This is a genomic window from Leptospira langatensis (assembly GCF_004770615.1).
Classification (GTDB): domain Bacteria; phylum Spirochaetota; class Leptospiria; order Leptospirales; family Leptospiraceae; genus Leptospira_B; species Leptospira_B langatensis.
The window spans coordinates 142,639-159,340 of record NZ_RQER01000001.1 but is presented as its reverse complement, the minus strand read 5'-3'; the positions used below and the strand labels follow the sequence as shown (position 1 = coordinate 159,340).

Here is a 16,702-nt window from a genome sequence, read left to right as displayed (position 1 = left end):
GGATCTCGGATCTCATCCCAGCCCGAGTCGCAAGACTCGGGCACACGGAGAATTCTTCTCCTGAACTAATTCTATCAATGATCTAATGCAATTTATTCGTCGATACTGGCCTTGGCTATTATTAAGCCTCCTTGTTATATTATGTTTTTCTATTCTTCTTTGGCCGGAGAAGGATCGCAAATCCCCCAGCCTAGAGGAGGAAGCCTCCGAGGCAGTGGATCGCAAATACGGATCCAGCAATATGGAGTTTCCGGACGCACCCCATCCCTTCCAGGAAGATCCGGACCTAGAACAACACGCAAAACGTCTCTGGCCCTCTGCGTTTCAAGAAAGAAAGACCCAAGCGGAGCGAGAGAAGATCAAGGATGAATGGGCGGACTTTGCGGTAAGATACCCTCGCAATATTTATATCCCCCGGGAATTTCGTCCTCCTCTCAGCCAAGAAGATGAGAAGAAGGCAAGAGAGAGACTGGACAAGGTAACTTCTGCGGAGTCTAAATTCGCTCTCGCCAGAAATGCGGGAAAATATGCCCAACCAGGTTCTGCTCCGACCCGATCCGGAGATCCAAACGTTTCTCCCGAAGAACAAAAGGCCTACTTTGCATACAAGATCTCCGAGTTAGAATCCAGGATCCAATTAGTGCATTATGCCATCCAACAGGGAAAAATGGATCCTTCTCAACTGCCTCAGGCAAATAACGATATTTCCGCGTGGCAAAAAGAACTGCAACAGTTGCAACAGGCATCTTCTTCCGTTCCTTGAAATATTCACAATGAAACAAAACAAATATTCTATTTTTATGAAATACCTTTTCTCCTTTCTGGTCTTGCTGGAGATCGGATGCATGGGGCCTCCAAAACCGGATCTCTTACCTGAAATACAGGAAGAAGAACCGCCTAGTCTGGAAAAATTGGAATCCGATCTCAAAGGAGAAAATCCTAGATTAAGATCCTTGGCTCTCTTGGAACTTGCCAAGCGAAATGAGAGAAGGTTTATCCCCATTGCCAGAGAAATCCTTCGTTCCGGAAAAGAGCCTCTGACCAAGGCTCCCGCAGTCCTTGCCTTGGGGATCTGGAAGGATAGATCTTCGTTAGCAGAGATCCTAAAACTACTCCATCCCAAATCGGGAGTGGATATGGAAACCGTATTAGAATCCATTTCCAGAATGGAAGATCCAAGTGCGGGAAATCAAGTCGCCACTCTGCTCAGCGACGAGAGCTCTACCCTAAGACTCTTGGCGGTGGATACTTTGGTAAGGATCCATGCTAGACAATCCGGGGCGGCCATTCTAAACGCGGCAAAAGCGAACAAGGACTTTGAAAAAGCCAAGACCTTTGCTATGGCATTAGGAAAATTGAATATAAAGGAATCGGAAGAATATCTGATCGGGTTAGCTGGTTCGGCCGAACCCGGCCCAACCCTTGCTGCTTCTTATTTGGCCTTAGGAAATATCGGGAGCAAGAAAGCCGTGCCTCTTCTTGTAAAAGCTCTGCAAGGCGATTTCGATAAAGGAAGGGAAAATTCGACCCAGGCTCTTGTAGATATCAAGGATCCTCGTTCGATTCCCTTAGTCCTACCTATTTTAGAAAATCCGAATAGAGAGATCCGCTATAGAGCTGCGGATGTGCTAATAGGCGTGCATGACCCTTCTACTCCTGGGCGTTTGTTAGATATACTCGCAAAGGGCCCCGGAATCTCCAAGGGACCGGCGTCGCATGTATTAGGAAGGATCAAGTATCTTCCCGCAAGAGAGAAGATGGAGCAGGTCTTATTGGATCAAACAGTACCCGACAGAGAAATAGTCGCGCAAGCCTTAGGGTATCTAGGAGACAAGAAAAGTATTCCTGTGTTGGCTAAGGTCTTAAGAGAAGATACAAGTGAGGCGAAATATGGAGCGGTATGGGCCTTAGGAGCGATCGGTTCCGAAGAAGCATTGCCTTATATCGAAGAAGCTTGTGCCTCCAAAGACCAAAAGCTCGCAAAGATCGCCTCCGAAAGTTTAGGAATGGTAGCTTCTCCGAAATCCTTGGCTCTATTGGACAAGAAGACCGAAGATTTTCCGGATCTGGCTCCGATGACCTTGGCTGCGATCGCTTCTATCAAAGGATCCGAATCCACAAAGATCTTAGAAAAATATGCGGTAAGCAATAACTGGAATCTACATCAGGTCGCTGTCTCTCAGTTGGCAGGCAAGAAAGATCCGGAAAGTATCCCGACGCTCATTTCATTGTTAGAAGATGAGAAGGTCCAGAGAAATAGAAAGTTAGTCGTTTCTGCCTTGAGATCCATCACCGGATTGAAATATTCTTCGAAGAACGAATGGATCAACTGGTTTCGCTTGGAAACCAAGAAGAAGAACCATTCTTAGAATATATCGGCGAGCCTCAATACGCTAGGATGATTCGGATCGATCTGTTTGGCCTTTTGCACGAATTGCTTAGCGTCTTCGGATTTGTTTAAGTTTTTGTAAATATCCGCCAAGTTCACTAAATTGGGCAGCAGATTGGAATCCAATCGGTAGGTAATCTTTCCGAAGTGTTCCGCCTTTTGGAAATCCTTGTTAAGCTTATTCCCATAAGAAGCGTAATACTGAGATTCGATCCGTTTCGGATTTAGATCGGCTGCCTTTTCAAAATTCTTAGCGGCGAGCGCGTATTCTTTTCGTTTCAAATAGGATTTACCGAGCAAAAGAAAGAATTCTTCCTGGTCCGGGAAATGATTCGCATACTTCTCCAAGTATTCCGTAGCCGAATCGTAGGATTTTTCCTTAAATAGAGTTCCTGCTTTTTGTAAAACATCTTGGAGAGAAACACTCTCGATCTGAGGTTCCACCAAATACTCTAAGCGAAGCAGGGTAAAATCATCCGTGAGCTCCCCGAACTTCAATGTCTCATTGTAGATCTTCTCCAGATCTCCTTCGGCAAGTTCGACTGTTTTTAGGAATCTGGTCTCGTCCTCGTTTACGATCCTTCCCCGATCGTCGTTTCCGATCAATAGATCGTCCTTCCCGTCGGATCCTAGGATCAGAACATCATGCTTTCTTAATTGAAAGAACCTGACTTCGAAACCATTCTCGTTCCCGGGTATTCCTATCTTGCGCAAAGACATCTCGTTATCCAGGAAGCTGGCCTGTGCATCTCTATATAGAACGGGCCAAGGATGTTCCGCATTGATATAATGCAATCCTCCCGTCCTCTCGTTCAAAAGCCCTATCACTACGGAAATGTACATGGAACCGTCGAAAGACTCAAAGATACTTTGCAATTCCAAGAAGGATTCCTTGAGCCAAGACTCGGGAGATCTAGTATGCCCACCGTTCCGATTGGTACGACTGAGCAAGGATTGGAATACGGTTCCCATCACCAGGGCACCGCCCGCGCCTTGGATGGATTTTCCCATGGCATCTCCGTTTACGAATACGGAATGCTTTTCCCCTCGGATAGAAATATTCCCCGCGATACTGATATCTCCGCCTATTTCATATTGTTTGTTCTTGAACAGAATGGATTTCTTCTGTTTGGAGAAGAAGTCTATCTTCAGTTTAGAACTCTCATTTTGGTTCGTGAACAGAGGCTGTATCAATAGAGAAGTCAGAAAGTAATCCCCATCCTGCTGCGTTTTTAGCTTATTCACATGAGCCAAGGATTCATTCAGCTCCTGGGTCCTCTCCTCTACCTTATGCTCCAGGTGCTCATTCAACTCCTCTACCTGTTCGTTCAATCGCACGAATTTGTTCGCGAGTATGGTAGCAATACTGATCACAAAGAAGAAGAATGTATATCCGACCGTTCTAGGAAAAACGAAAATATTCCGGTTCGACAAAGAATCCAAGATCGTAGATAGTCCAACGACTGCAACTCCCGCCAAGATCAGGATCGCATCCTTGTCCTTTTTCAGGATGCGACCAATTAAATAATAGAAAACAAGTATAATATAGAGGGACCAACCGAACTGGACCCCGAAATTATTCAGTTTATTGTATAGGAGCACATCGTTCGAAACGAGATAGAAGATCACAAATATGCCATAGACCCCGTCCAAAAGATTCGCATAGATATTCCGAGGAAATTTGAAATAGGCACGAACGAAGTTCGCAAATACGGGGATCAGGGCAGTCAGAATAATATATTCCGTTTTCTTCATGTACAAGAAGGAGATCCCAAGATCGTATTTGATCTGATTTCTCAAAAACTGATACAAGACCAGGAAAATGGTAAAGAGCCCGAAATATAGATTTTCTGTGTCAGTCCTCCTTCTTACAAACAAGAACAGAAAATAAGAGGCCACAGTGAAATAGATCATCAAAAGAGCGATCTTAGTATATTCGGATCTATAATAATCCTGTTCGATCAGCTGAGTGTCCCCGATCTCCGTCCGGTCCTGCTCTATCCCGACCTCAGGATGGAAGTATTTCTTCACTTCTATAACGAGGATGTTCATTTCTCCTTTTCGGATAATAGAAGAAGGGAACTCGTAGATCCGGACCTTGTCGTATGCCTGGGGCTCGGTAGAATTCATGTCCCCCGTTTCTCCGATCAGCCTTCCATTTAGATATGTCTTGTCCTTGTCGGAAAGAGTTCCCAAACGCACGGAAAGTCCGGGCGCAGTCCAAGTCTCCGGAGCGATAAATTTCTTGATAATATATACTTTCTGCACCTCTTCCTTACTTGCTTGGTGCACTCCGGGAACATTGTATCGATCCGTGCGGATCCCGGTATCTTCCCCCCTTAAGAATGCTCGAGAATACTCTTGGGGATCTAGAGACTCTTCTGTGATCTCCCAAGAATGATCCGCATTCGAATCCAAACGAGTGATCGTATCGAAGGACGAAATTCTCTGGATCCCTTCGGCAGTTAGAATAGAAGGAAGAAGGAAGATAAAAAAGAAAACGCTCCGAAGTAGAGCGTTTTCAGGAAAGACCCTAAGTTTGTCTGGAATATAAGAAACTAGAACGTGTATTGCAAACTGAGATCCGAAAATAGTACCGAAACGGTGAAACATCACAAGCTTCCCTTTTATATGAAATGATTTTTCAGACTAACATGTTCGAAGCGATCGTATAAACAGTGTTAGGGATTTTCATTTCAACGGATGCTACGTTTGTTCTTTTCGAATTACGTTTATTACATTTTAATACTCGATTTTTCTAAAATTCATACAAGCAAAATTTCGGGAAGAAGGTTACAACTTCGTATCTAAAATCGGAATTATGGTTCTATCCCAACGGAAGGAATTATTTTGGAACTCCCACAAGTATCTCTATAAAGTCGTCAGAGGTAATCACATCCGCCTGTCTAGGAAAGATCTTCTCCGTTAAGATCTGATGCACTTGAGGGTCCCGATCCGAGCAAAGATCCTTGATCACTACATTCCTGTAGTCCGCATCGGACGCATAACGTAGAGTGGAGAGGACCACACCGCTCGTTGCAACTCCCATCATTACGATCGTATCGATCCCTCTCGCCCTTAGGATCATGTCAAGATCCGTACCAAGAAAGGCGCCTACTCTATGTTTGGTGACAACGATATCATCGGCCTGAGGAGAAACAGAAGGATGGATATCCAAAGCTTTCGGATCCTTTCCTAATCCTCCGTTCTTCTTGATCACGCCGAACATTATATTATTCGGGCTCACTTCCGGAAAACCGGGACGAAACCCTACAACGATATAGATGACCGGGACTCCCGTCTTTCTGGCCAAGCTTAGGATTTGCGCCGCCTTTCCGAGAAAGGCATCCGGGTTCTTTACATACCCACCGCCTACGATCGCATTCTGGTAGTCCATGATTAGGACAGCAGTTTTAGTGAGATCCAAAGAAGGTTTTCCTTCGGCTCTTAATGGATTTGTGGGAAAATGAATTAGACTAAAGGATAGAAAAAGAAGGAACAGAAATCGGATCATAGACAAAATCTACAATTTCTTTCGATTTAGTCACTTCTTTTAGAAACAGGTAAAGACAGAGAGATATATCTATAAGAAGAAGGATCGTTCTAATACAAAGACTTATAGAACGATCCTTTGCAGATCCTACTATTGACCGGACATAGAAAGAGCGATCAACACCAAAGCGATCAAAGGAGGAAGTCCTTGGATGATCGCAGCTCTCGCCATACTTGGCTTGGAGACTAGTAGCACCGTTCCTGCTCCGAATACAGAAAGACAAGAGAATGCCATGATTGCAGGTGCATAGCAAACATGGATCTCATAGAAGGCCGCACCATACAGAGCGCCTACTGCCAGAAACAAATTATAAAAGCCCTGGTTTAAGAATACTCCTTTCATAGCCTCCGCTAGTTTGCTATCGGACACTCCAAAGCGACGATAGATGGTAGGCTTCATCCATAGAATGCTCTCCATTATAAAGATCCAAACATGAAGCAAACCGACAATTGCGGCTAATATCCTGGCTGCTAAGATCATCCCTCTCTCCTTAACTCTATAAAATTAGGTTCGAGAAGTTTCTACCAAACGAGCATTCTCTTGTAAAGATTTATCTCTTCCGAAGGCCTTCGATAAAAATATTTCCTACTTGGAATTTGTTCCACTTTCTGTCACAGTAAAGAAAGAATTTCACTCAGAGAATAGAAGAGCAATGACCCAGAAGGTGGACCCTAGATCCCCAAATACATCTGATCATTTGTTAATCTTTATTCATCGAATGTTTGTAAATCATTCCCGAATGCTATATGGCCCGGAACCAAAATAAACGATCCAGATTGCCCCTCCCAAAAGAGAGATGTTTTTGATAAACATCGCTCTCTGTACATGCACCTGGACGGGATCGGAAATTCCCCAGAACTGGTGCATCATCAAGGTAACCGGGACCAAGAACAAAACGAGAAGAAGGGCCCCCAATTTCGCCTTGTAACCCAGGATCACACTCAAGCCTCCAACAAACGCAAGCACTCCGGAGAAGGGAACTAGAATGGCTGCAAAGGGAACTCCCAGGTCCGAAGCATGGGAAATCCTTTCCGAGGAAAAATGCCCAGGACCGGCCAAAACAAAAATCGCCGCAAATAAGATCCTTCCGACTAAAGGGAGAAACTCCATAAATAAACCTCTGTATCCAGTAAATTTCCCTTAGGATACTCCAAGACCCGAGCCTCTGTCATTATCATAGGATAATCAGTAAAATATTTTTCCATCAATAGTTAAGCAAATGCTTGACTATTTTTTAAAAACGGAATAACTAAAGCAAATGCTTAACTATTCATCTTCCTTAGATCGAATCTTTTACGCCCTTTCCGATCCTACTCGTAGAGGTATGATCGAGCAATTGAGTAAGAAGAAAGCCTCAGTGAGCGAGCTTGCAAGTCCATTGAATATGAGTATGGCAGCCGTAGTGCAGCATATTCAGATCTTGGAAGAGAGCGGACTGATCAAGACCCAAAAGGTAGGTAGGGTCCGCTCCTGCCAAGTGGAGCCTCGCTCCTTTAAGGCGATGGAAAGTTGGCTCTCCCAAAGAAGAAAGTTCTGGGAAAGAAATCTAGATCGGTTGGACGAGTATTTAGACCGGTTAGAGAAAGAGAGGAAATGATAAGATGGTAAAGACCAAGATCGCACATGAGTCCTTCCAAATTGAGAAGACGTACAATCATACTCCGGAGCTTGTTTTTTCAGCCTGGGCCAGCACCGAAGCCAAGTCGCATTGGTTTATAGGCCCCAGAGATTGGGTTCTTATCAAAAGAGAATTGGATTTTAAAGTGGGGGGAAGGGAGATCCTTCATGGGAACTTTGGAGGCACTCTAGAGACCCTATTCACTGCCCATTTCCATGATATCATTAAGAACGAAAGGATCGTATTCGATTACGATATGCACATGAACGGAAAGATCCTATCTAGCTCTATCGCAAGTATCGAGATCGAAGAGATCGGTCCTAAAAAAACTAGGCTTATCTTTACGGAGCAGGTCGCCTTCTTGGATGGAACTCCCGGAGAACAAGGGGTCCTCTCCAGAAAGAACGGCACCATGGAACATTTAGTAAAGATAGAGGCATTCTTAAACAAACAAGAAGAAGGAAAACTCTCATGAAAACAATTCGTTACTTCATTGGCATTGCGATCATTAGTTTGGTCGCATCTTGTGCAAGCGCACCTTTCACTCTACGAGAGAATGTACCTTCTTTTCATTCGGAGCCTAAGGAACAAGGCTATGCACCCATTAATGGGATCCAACTCTACTACGAAGTTCATGGAAAAGAGGAAGGGATCCCTCTCGTTCTTCTGAATGGAGGAGGCTCCACCATAGAAGTAAGCTACGGCAAGGTACTTCCCATTTTCGCCAAACATAGAAAAGTAATCGCTCTCGAAGAACAAGCACACGGAAGATCGGGAGATAGAAACAAACCGGTTCGATTCGATACTTCCGCAGAGGATGTGGTTTCCCTTCTCAAATATCTGAAAATAGAGAAAGTAGATATATTAGGTTTTAGTAATGGTGCAAGCGTCGGTTTAGAGGTTGCCATTCGCCATCCGAACCTTGTCCGCAAGTTGGTATTCGGATCCTCTATCACAAAAAGATCCGGGACCCCTCCCCAATTTTGGTCCATCTTCAAGAATCCTTCCTTTTCGGAGATGCCTCAACCCCTCAAGGATGCCTTCTTGAAAGTGAATCCGGACCCTCAGAAATTAAAGATCATGTTCGAGAAGGACGTGGACAGAATGGCGAATTTCAAGGACGTAAGCGATCAAAATGTCCGTTCCATAAAGGCTTCTACCTTAGTGATCCTCGGGGACCAAGACATAGTTAGGCCGGAACACGCGGCAGAATTGATCCGCCTGATCCCCAAAGCTAGACTGATCATCCTTCCGGGAGGACATGGGGAATATTTAGGAGAGAGCTTATCTTCTCCCAAGCCGAGCCGTTACCCGGAATTAAGCGCTGCCTTGATCGAGGACTTTTTAGATACTCCTTGATCTAGGGATAACGTGAAAAGGATCGAAACTTAAATGGAACCAGGGTTTGGAAAGAAATTCCAGACCCTGGTCCTCATCTCTAAAGGAATAAATTTCTTTCCTTCGGATCCGGACTAAAAATCGAATTTTTGGAAAGAAATTCGGGATCTCTTCGTCTAATTTCCTATGTTGAACAAGAAAGACCCGTCCTTAGAAAAACAAAATGAAACCGAAGAATCGGTTATAAAATCTGTTTCTACGGAAGGACGTTTAGTTCTTACAGATTCGGCATATCTGAATCCTTTCGAGAGGGACCAAGAATTCTGGGGAGAATTTACCGAGATCTCTTACTCGGATCTTCCGTAACAAAGCGATCTTTCGCGAACTTATTTACCACCGTCCAAAGAAGTACTTCTTCTCTAATCTTTTCAGTCCGGATCTCTTGCTTTTCCGTTAGACCTTCTTTCTTTGGATACTAAGATAGAAGAGACAAGGCAGATAGATCAAAGTAAATAACTCCAGCGTAAGCCCTCCAACGATCACAGTTGCCAAAGGTCTCTGCACATCCGAACCGATCCCGGACGCAGTTGCCGCAGGAATAAGACCCAGAAGAGCGAGTAACACGGTCATCAACCTGGGCCTAAACTGTAAGTAAGCCGCTTGCAATACCGACTTTTCAGGATCGTGATGATCTTTATCTTTCAAGAGATGGATCATTCTGGAAACGAATAAGACACCGGTCATAGTAGAGATCCCGAATAAGGATACGAAACCTACTCCTGCAGAAACGGAAAAATTCATTCCTCGAAGTAAAAGTGCGAGTATCCCACCCGTCATGGAGATCGGGATGCCGGACATGGCAAGGATCGCATATTTTCCGTTCTTAAAGATCAAAAACAAAAAGCAATAGATGAAGAATAAGGTAGCTGGGATGACGATCTGCAACCTCTTCCCGGCTCTGGATAAGTTCTCAAACTGACCGCCCCAACCGATCGTAACTCCTTCCGGAACTTGCAAGCTTGCTTCTACTTTATCTTTTGCCTCCTTTACAAATCCACCCTGGTCCCTTCCTCGGATGTTTGTTCGGATCGAGATCTGCCTCTTCCCATCCTGTCTCTGGATGATCGTTGGCCCATCCTTTAATTCTACGGAGGCCAATTCGGATAACGGGATCCTTCCTCCGGAAGGAGAAGCGACCAGAAGATTTTTCACTCGTTCAATGGAAGATCTAAAGTCGGTCGTGTATCGCACAAGGATATCGAAACGTTTATTTCCTTCATACAATTCACCTACGTCTGTTCCGCCTATCGCAGCCTCTATGGTATCCAAGATATCCTTTGCATTGATCCCGAATCGAGCCGATCTTTTTCTATCTATCTCTATGGTAAGCTGTGCCTGATCTCTTTCTTGCTCTATCCCGGATTCCGTGGCGCCAGGAATGGATTTCACGATCTCTAGGATCTTCTCCGCATAGCTTCTCAAAAGAGGTAGGTCCTCTCCGTTCACGAAGATGGCCAGATCGGATACGCTGCCCGTAACCGATTCGGTTACATTGTCTATAATAGGTTGAGAGAATAAGAAATGTACTCCGGGCAAATTTACAGAAAGGGAATCCTTGATGCGTTTCAAGAGTTCCGCCTTGGGTATCTTCTCCCTCCAAAGTTCATAATCCTTCAATCCAACGAGGATCTCCATTCGATTAGGTCCGTACGGGTCCGTTCCCTCGTCGTTCCTTCCCAACTGGATCAGCACCTCGGAGACTTGTTCGTTCTTTAATAATATTTCCTTTACGGTTCCCATATATTGTTCGCCGCTTTTCAAATGCATTCCAACCGGGAAAAAGCCTCTGATATTTATGGCCCCTTCGTCCAGCTCCGGCAGGAATTCCGTACCGATCTTATAATAACTAAATCCTAATATTAGAACGATCGCAAGAATGGAATAAGTGACCGTTTTCCGAGCAGAGCCGAGTCTGCTAGCGAGTAGATTCCCATAGAAATCGCGTAATTTAAGGAAGATAAAATTTTGGCTTTCTAACGGTTTGCCATCGTACTTCTCTAATTTAGTTCGATAGATAAATGTCATCAACACAGGAATGACAGTAAGTGTAAGCAGCAAGCTTCCAAAGATAGCGAAGGAAAGAGTGAACGCCATCGGAGAGAATAATCTTCCTTCTACCCTTTGGAAGGTAAAGATAGGCAGGTAGGCGAATATGATGATCCCGATCGAGAAAAAGATCTCTCTTCCCACTTCCAAGGAAGAATCATGAGTGATCTGCAAAAGTTCTGCGTATCCCATCTTTGTTTTTCTCTGGGCTCTGGCTTCGGAATATTTTCTAAAAATATTCTCCACCATGACCACGGCTCCATCCACGATGATCCCGAAATCTATGGCCCCCAAGGAGAGCAGGTTAGCAGGGATCCCGGTCAGCTTCATCATGGAAAACCCGAAAAGCAAGGATACCGGGATGGTAGAGGCAACTACCAAAGCGGAACGGACGCTTCCCAAAAAGAAGATCAACACAAGGGTTACAATGCTCACTCCTTCGAACAAAGTCCTATATACTGTTCGAACAGTGTACTGGACTAATTCCGTTCTGTCATATGTAACGGATATCTTGACTCCTTTTGGAAGACCCGTTTGGTTCAAGATCTTGATCCTTGCCTTCACCCTCTCTATCAACTCGGAAGGGTTCTCTCCCCTTCTCATCGCTACGATCCCCTGCACGCTGGAAGTCCCCGAGCGGATCTCTCCCGTAACAGGATGTCGGATAACGTATTCGAAGATCCCGTCAGGCCGCCTAGGATATTCCTCGACGGATGCAAGATTACTAATATAGATAGGAGTTCCTTTGACTGCGGTTACGACTATGTTCTGGATATCGTCCACATTCTGGATCGCTCCCAATCCTCGAACCACGAATCCCTGATCGCCTCTTGTTAGAATATTTCCTCCGGTATTCCGATTATTGGATCTCACAGCGTCCAAAATATCCGAAAGTGTGAGTCCATATCGATACAATCTCCCCGGATCGGTGATGATATGATACTGTTTCTGCAATCCTCCGAAGTTGATAATGTCTGCAACTCCAGGAACCTGTCTTAAGGCTGGGATCACGACCCAATCCTGCAATGTTCTCAGATCCATAGGAGTAAAGTCTTCCGTACCTTCCAGGGTATAACGGAAGATCTCCCCTACGGGTCCGGTCAAAGGGGCAAGTGAGACCTCCGCTTCGTCGGGAATGTCCACATCTCTCAATCTTTCCAGGACCAATTGTCTTGCTATGAAATCGCTAACGCCTTCTTCGAAGACAAGCTGTAGAACGCTTAATCCGAAAATAGTTTTCGATCTTCTAGTCAATACGTAGGGAACAGAATTCAATTCCCGCTCGAGGGGAAGGGTCACTCTTCGTTCCACTTCCAAGGCTGCCTTTCCAGGGAAAAGCGCGATCACACTTACCTGAGTATCTCCTACATCCGGATACGCCTCTTTCTTGATCTCGATCCAAGACCAAGCTCCGAAAGAAAGGATGGTGATCGCGAGTATAATACTAGGAGCTCTATGATGCAAAGAAAATGAGATCAGCTTCTCGATCATATTAGAACCCGAAACTCAATCCCTTTAGCAGCATGGCACCGTCTGTTACGATCTCTTCTCCGGAAGAAACACCGTCGGTAATGATCGTTTTCTCCTCTCCGGAAGTCCCTATCGTTATCCTTCTTCTTGTAAAAACACCGTTCTCTTCGGAGACGAATACATAATTCTTTTCGTCTACCGTGATGATCGCCTGGTTAGGGACCGCGATGACGGAAGTCCTAGGGTCCCCGAAATCCACTCTTGCATACATTCCCGGCAGGATCTTTTCATTCGGATTTCTTAATGTAACTCGGACCTTTACCGCGCGCAACGCGGGATCGACCACCTCGCCTACTGCTTCTGCGTTTCCTAGGAAATTCTTTCCGGGGAAAGAGAGAAATTGGATCTTCACCTCTTCTCCCTTTTGCACTTCGCTCAGCCTGGATTCAGGTACGTCACAGATCAGCCATAGAGTGGATCCGGATACGGAGTCCAATTCCTTAGGATTGAACCCGATCGTTCTCAATTTAGATTCCGTCTCCGCACTCTCCGCCTTCGCTATCGCGTAGTTGGATTCCGCCTCTGTGACCTCTCTTCCGGTCGCAGCTTGGTTCACATACATATCACGGACCCGAGCCAGGTCCTTCAGCGCTTTAGAAGTGACTGCCCTACTTCTCTTATATTCCGCGTAGAGCTGAGTGGTCTCCCCCGAATCGAAGAGTATGATCTTCTCTCCCGTGTTTACCGAAGTCTTAATGCTTGCAATCACTCTGGCAGGCGCTACGACAGAGAAGACAGCATCTCCTTTTCCGACGACCAACGTGGAAATTCTGGCCAGTCCGGGAGAATCCTTAGGAAAGGTGATCCTCTCGCCTCCTTGTTCGGTCTTGGGACTGCGATCCGATTCCTCTTTCCAAGCCTGTCTAAGCTTATAAGCGGAATACCAAGAGTTTGCCCAAAGCAGAAGGGCCCCTAACAATAAAAGGATCAACCAGCGAGCCGGTCTTCCTTCCAAATTTACTTTATAAAATTCGAATATTCGATTCATTCTGTAAGGATCAAAGCTCGCCAAAAATTGTTTTTCCTACGGTGAAATTCAATACTTCCACCGCTTCTATGCGATCCGATTGCAAACGGATCATTTTCAATGTACTCTCGCTGTAGGATTCGAAGAAATCCGCAAATTCCAAGATCGTTAAATACTTTTTCTTATAGTTCTCTATCATTAAAACGGACAAATTCTTGTAATCCTTGGTAAAGGCCTCCTTATACTCTTGCAGAAGCCTATCTTTCTCCTTGGCTATTCCCATTGCGGAACGCACTTCAGATCGAACGGACAATAGCTTTTCTTCCAATTCTGCCTTCTTGGAAGCCAACGCGGTTTCAGAAGCACGGATATTTCCCTGATTCCTATTAAAAACCGGGATCGGCACAGAGACAGTAACTCCGTAATAATCTTTGATATAATTTCCCGCTCTATCATAACTTCCACCCAAGGTAAGGTCCGGGACTGCCATTGCCTTTTGGAGAGAAAGGTTTGCTCTTTCAGCATTCACGATCAGTTCCAATCCTTTCAGATCCGGTCTATGCTCTAAAGCCACATTCAACAATCGCTCCGGCTCGAGGACCAAAGGAGAAAAGATCGCATCATCCATCCCGGGAAGAACAGGGAAGATCTCCACATCCAAAAGATCCGTTTCGTTGAGGAGGATCTTCAGGACCTTCTCCCTTTCTAGGATATTCTTGATCAGTTCGGAACGATCCGTCTCCAACCTGAATAGGATGGACTTCAATCTTAAAAGCTCCGAGAGAAGGATCTGCCTATTCTTATACACATTCTCCGCTCCTCGGATCGTATTCTTAACTCTGGGAATACTCTCCTCATAGAATTCCAGAGCGTTCCTAGAATAATGCAGTTGGAAGAAACTCGATCTTAATTCCAGCTTCAAAGAGCGAAGAGTATCATAGAACATCTGTTCTGCGACTCCCTTGTTCCATTTTGCGAGTTGAACCCTTTTATCTCTCTTCCCTGCCATATAAAAAAGCTGTTGGACTTGGATCATGGTCTCGCCGTTCTTCGTTACGTCGAAGTACTGCTTGGTTTGTTGGTTATAGATATTCTGATCCACATAGACGCTGGGATTCTCCCAAAGTCCAGCTTGGATGATCGCGGCCTTTTTAGATTCCACTTCTAAGCGAGAAGATAGTAAGGATAGATTATTCCGTAAGAACATCCTCTCGGCATCCTGGAGCGTAATGGACCTTCCCTTGTTCTGAAGAGCGTTTGGCTCAGATTCTGTTATTATAATATTCGATTTGGGATCGTTCTCCAGAAGCTCTGCCCCTAAAGAACCCTTAAAAGCGAATATAGGTAAAAAGAAAAATAGAATGTATTGGTTCCGATGAATGATATTGCAAGCGTACATAAACGCACCCTTATTTAAAGCTAAGAGAACTTCGCCGAATACTTTCGAACGAAGAAGTAAATCGATGAATTATGCTAGCGCGGGAGGGGGAATATCAATCAGTAAACTAAGAAGCGTCTCGGAAAGACAAAAGCAAAGATCGAAACGACCATTACTGATCTTTGTCCTGTAGAGTAAAAAGTCCGTTAGACTGCTTTGTGGATCGTACTCTGTGGAATCACTTTCCCAAGCAACAGAGATGCCTTCCTCTTCTTCCGAAGGAAAAACAATCCATTTCTTTGCCAAAGGCTTCTTCTGAGCCTTGCTCTCTTTGAGGGAATGATGCGTCCCTACTACATCCGTATTCGGGAAGAAAGATATGAAGGAGAAATTCAACAGGAGGACCAGGATTAAGCCGAGTCTTGCACTTATGTTTCCTAATTTTCCGAACCTTTGCATTTTCTTTGGGCTTTAAAGCAGAGCAAGGTCATCGTAAAGGGAACCCTTAAAATTTCAACAAGGTTCTATAAGACTACCGTATATCTTCGGAAAAGCAGAGAATAGAGAGAATTATCGCATTTTGATCCAGATCAAAGACAAACCGATCGGACCAGTTTACTATGAAAGAATGAGATTTTTTTCCTTCTTTAGCTCCGCTCTCTGGTCGATCGCATTCCGCCCTTTCTTTTTAGGAGCTGCTTTCCATTCGTTATTCGCAATACTCGTATGGATCCTCATTTTATTCTCCGTGATCCCTTCTCCTTTCCTAGTGGGAGGGATCCAAATGCATGCGTACGAGATGGTCTTCGGCTTCTCACGTGCGATCTTAGTCGGTTTTATCTTTACTGCAGGACAAAATTGGACCAAGACGGTCCTGATCCAAGGAAAGGAACTCTTCTTTTTATTTGCTCTTTGGGTCCTGGGAAGATTTTGCTTTTTGCCTTCCCAAGCGGTCTCTTACGCATCTTTGACATTCGATCTGTATTTCGATATTTTAGTCCTTTTCTATATTCTTCCTCCCTTCTTTAAAAAAGGACAAGAACACAATCGGATCGTAGCAGTCTTATACTCTATATTCTTTTTTCTTCATGTTCTTACGGCCTTCTCTTTCTTAGGAGCGATCTCTACAGAATGGAGCATGCATTTTGTGCATTTGTCCGTCTTTTCGGTCTTACAATTCATTTTGTTGATCGCAGGAAGGATCCTACCCTTCTTCTCTTCCGTAGCGATCGCCGGATCCAGTCCCAAAAAATTTCCAATTCTAGAGAAAGCAATTCAATATGGGGGACTCCTATTTTTGGGGATCAAATCAGGAACATATCTGATCCCGGAATGGAATATCTATGCAGGATACTTTTGCATTTCTTTCTCTTTCTTGAATTTTGTGCGTTGGTATTTTTGGGAACCATGGAAATCAATACGAGTACCGATCCTATGGATCCTGCACACAGGATATTTTTGGCTTAGTGCCGGTTTTCTCTATTTAGGGCTTTCTCATCTTGGGATTTTTCCAGTCTCTTCCGCGTATCATATTTTTACGGCAGGAGCGATCGGAGTCTTTGTATATGGAATGATCACAAGGGTTTCCTTGGGACACACGGGAAGACCCATGCGCGCATCCAAACTCACCGTATTAGGATATGTATTCATCAATCTAGCGGTGATCTTGCGGGTTTTTCTTCCTCTTTGGAACAGATATAGGGAAGCGTATTCTCTTTCTGCCGCTCTTTGGATCGGAGCCTTCTTCTTTTTTCTTACTCAATATGCAGGAATATTAATAAATCCTCGAGCGGATATAAAGCCAGCCTCTCGAGCTTAGGATA

Annotated in this window: 14 protein-coding genes; 6 read left to right on the top strand and 8 right to left on the bottom strand. The window is 44.7% G+C overall.

Annotation, left to right across the window (positions count from 1 at the left end; translation table 11 throughout):
* The first annotated feature begins 85 nt into the window (after positions 1-85).
* Positions 86-763 (top strand): hypothetical protein, encoded by a 678-nt coding sequence (locus EHO57_RS00640; protein WP_135646858.1) that lies wholly within the window; start codon positions 86-88, stop codon positions 761-763.
* A gap of 10 nt (positions 764-773) precedes the next feature.
* Positions 774-2,369, top strand: coding sequence for a HEAT repeat domain-containing protein (locus tag EHO57_RS00635; protein WP_135646857.1), 1,596 nt, complete (start codon positions 774-776; stop codon positions 2,367-2,369).
* Here the strand turns inward: EHO57_RS00635 and EHO57_RS00630 are convergent.
* The 4 genes from EHO57_RS00630 to EHO57_RS00615 all read right to left on the bottom strand — a co-directional run bounded on the left by EHO57_RS00630 (position 2,366) and on the right by EHO57_RS00615 (position 7,052).
* The gene (locus tag EHO57_RS00630; protein WP_135646856.1) at positions 2,366-5,002 is read right to left on the bottom strand and encodes a SpoIIE family protein phosphatase; all 2,637 of its coding nucleotides are present in this window, start codon (positions 5,000-5,002) and stop codon (positions 2,366-2,368) included. The two genes, EHO57_RS00635 and EHO57_RS00630, sit on opposite strands and share 4 nt — an antisense overlap.
* A gap of 232 nt (positions 5,003-5,234) precedes the next feature.
* Positions 5,235-5,903, bottom strand: coding sequence for a cysteine hydrolase family protein (locus EHO57_RS00625; RefSeq protein ID WP_135646855.1), 669 nt, complete (start codon positions 5,901-5,903; stop codon positions 5,235-5,237).
* Positions 5,904-6,032: 129 nt separating this feature from the next.
* A complete protein-coding gene (locus EHO57_RS00620; protein ID WP_135646854.1) occupies positions 6,033-6,422 on the bottom strand; it encodes a DUF1304 domain-containing protein in 390 nt (129 codons plus the stop codon).
* 249 nt (positions 6,423-6,671) lie between these two features.
* Complete coding sequence (locus EHO57_RS00615) at positions 6,672-7,052, bottom strand: DoxX family protein (protein WP_135646853.1); 381 nt, start codon at positions 7,050-7,052, stop codon at positions 6,672-6,674.
* A gap of 148 nt (positions 7,053-7,200) precedes the next feature.
* Between EHO57_RS00615 and EHO57_RS00610 the strand changes: the two genes are divergently transcribed.
* From EHO57_RS00610 to EHO57_RS00600, 3 genes are read left to right on the top strand one after another with little or no spacing between them, the layout of a single operon-like run.
* Positions 7,201-7,539, top strand: a complete 339-nt coding sequence (locus EHO57_RS00610) for an ArsR/SmtB family transcription factor (RefSeq protein WP_135646852.1) — start codon at positions 7,201-7,203, stop codon at positions 7,537-7,539.
* Between the two features lie 4 nt (positions 7,540-7,543).
* Positions 7,544-8,035 (top strand): SRPBCC domain-containing protein, encoded by a 492-nt coding sequence (locus EHO57_RS00605; RefSeq protein ID WP_135646851.1) that lies wholly within the window; start codon positions 7,544-7,546, stop codon positions 8,033-8,035.
* Positions 8,032-8,919 (top strand): alpha/beta fold hydrolase, encoded by an 888-nt coding sequence (locus EHO57_RS00600; protein WP_135646850.1) that lies wholly within the window; start codon positions 8,032-8,034, stop codon positions 8,917-8,919. The genes EHO57_RS00605 and EHO57_RS00600 overlap by 4 nt, the downstream gene beginning before the upstream one ends.
* A 432-nt stretch (positions 8,920-9,351) precedes the next feature.
* On the opposite strand, the gene EHO57_RS00595 is transcribed toward EHO57_RS00600, so the two are convergent.
* From EHO57_RS00595 to EHO57_RS00580, 4 genes are all read right to left on the bottom strand, one after another.
* Positions 9,352-12,495, bottom strand: coding sequence for an efflux RND transporter permease subunit (locus tag EHO57_RS00595; RefSeq protein ID WP_135646849.1), 3,144 nt, complete (start codon positions 12,493-12,495; stop codon positions 9,352-9,354).
* 1 nt (position 12,496) lies between these two features.
* On the bottom strand, positions 12,497-13,522 hold the full coding sequence (locus EHO57_RS00590; RefSeq protein ID WP_135646848.1) for an efflux RND transporter periplasmic adaptor subunit: 1,026 nt from the start codon (positions 13,520-13,522) through the stop codon (positions 12,497-12,499).
* A gap of 10 nt (positions 13,523-13,532) precedes the next feature.
* On the bottom strand, positions 13,533-14,900 hold the full coding sequence (locus tag EHO57_RS00585; protein ID WP_135646847.1) for a TolC family protein: 1,368 nt from the start codon (positions 14,898-14,900) through the stop codon (positions 13,533-13,535).
* Positions 14,901-14,969: 69 nt separating this feature from the next.
* A complete protein-coding gene (locus EHO57_RS00580) occupies positions 14,970-15,338 on the bottom strand; it encodes a hypothetical protein (RefSeq protein ID WP_135646846.1) in 369 nt (122 codons plus the stop codon).
* 121 nt (positions 15,339-15,459) lie between these two features.
* Between EHO57_RS00580 and EHO57_RS00575 the strand changes: the two genes are divergently transcribed.
* Complete coding sequence (locus EHO57_RS00575; RefSeq protein ID WP_342776425.1) at positions 15,460-16,698, top strand: NnrS family protein; 1,239 nt, start codon at positions 15,460-15,462, stop codon at positions 16,696-16,698.
* The last annotated feature ends 4 nt before the right edge of the window (positions 16,699-16,702 follow it).

Excerpts from the sequence above, each read along its gene's own strand:
- EHO57_RS00640 (WP_135646858.1), top strand. The coding sequence starts at position 86 with ATGCAATTTATTCGTCGATACTGGCCTTGGCTATTATTAAGCCTCCTT.
- EHO57_RS00635 (WP_135646857.1), top strand. The coding sequence starts at position 774 with ATGAAACAAAACAAATATTCTATTTTTATGAAATACCTTTTCTCCTTT.
- EHO57_RS00630 (WP_135646856.1), bottom strand. The coding sequence starts at position 5,002 with ATGTTTCACCGTTTCGGTACTATTTTCGGATCTCAGTTTGCAATACAC.
- EHO57_RS00625 (WP_135646855.1), bottom strand. The coding sequence starts at position 5,903 with ATGATCCGATTTCTGTTCCTTCTTTTTCTATCCTTTAGTCTAATTCAT.
- EHO57_RS00620 (WP_135646854.1), bottom strand. The coding sequence starts at position 6,422 with ATGATCTTAGCAGCCAGGATATTAGCCGCAATTGTCGGTTTGCTTCAT.
- EHO57_RS00615 (WP_135646853.1), bottom strand. The coding sequence starts at position 7,052 with ATGGAGTTTCTCCCTTTAGTCGGAAGGATCTTATTTGCGGCGATTTTT.
- EHO57_RS00610 (WP_135646852.1), top strand. The coding sequence starts at position 7,201 with ATGCTTAACTATTCATCTTCCTTAGATCGAATCTTTTACGCCCTTTCC.
- EHO57_RS00605 (WP_135646851.1), top strand. The coding sequence starts at position 7,544 with ATGGTAAAGACCAAGATCGCACATGAGTCCTTCCAAATTGAGAAGACG.
- EHO57_RS00600 (WP_135646850.1), top strand. The coding sequence starts at position 8,032 with ATGAAAACAATTCGTTACTTCATTGGCATTGCGATCATTAGTTTGGTC.
- EHO57_RS00595 (WP_135646849.1), bottom strand. The coding sequence starts at position 12,495 with ATGATCGAGAAGCTGATCTCATTTTCTTTGCATCATAGAGCTCCTAGT.
- EHO57_RS00590 (WP_135646848.1), bottom strand. The coding sequence starts at position 13,522 with ATGAATCGAATATTCGAATTTTATAAAGTAAATTTGGAAGGAAGACCG.
- EHO57_RS00585 (WP_135646847.1), bottom strand. The coding sequence starts at position 14,900 with ATGTACGCTTGCAATATCATTCATCGGAACCAATACATTCTATTTTTC.
- EHO57_RS00580 (WP_135646846.1), bottom strand. The coding sequence starts at position 15,338 with ATGCAAAGGTTCGGAAAATTAGGAAACATAAGTGCAAGACTCGGCTTA.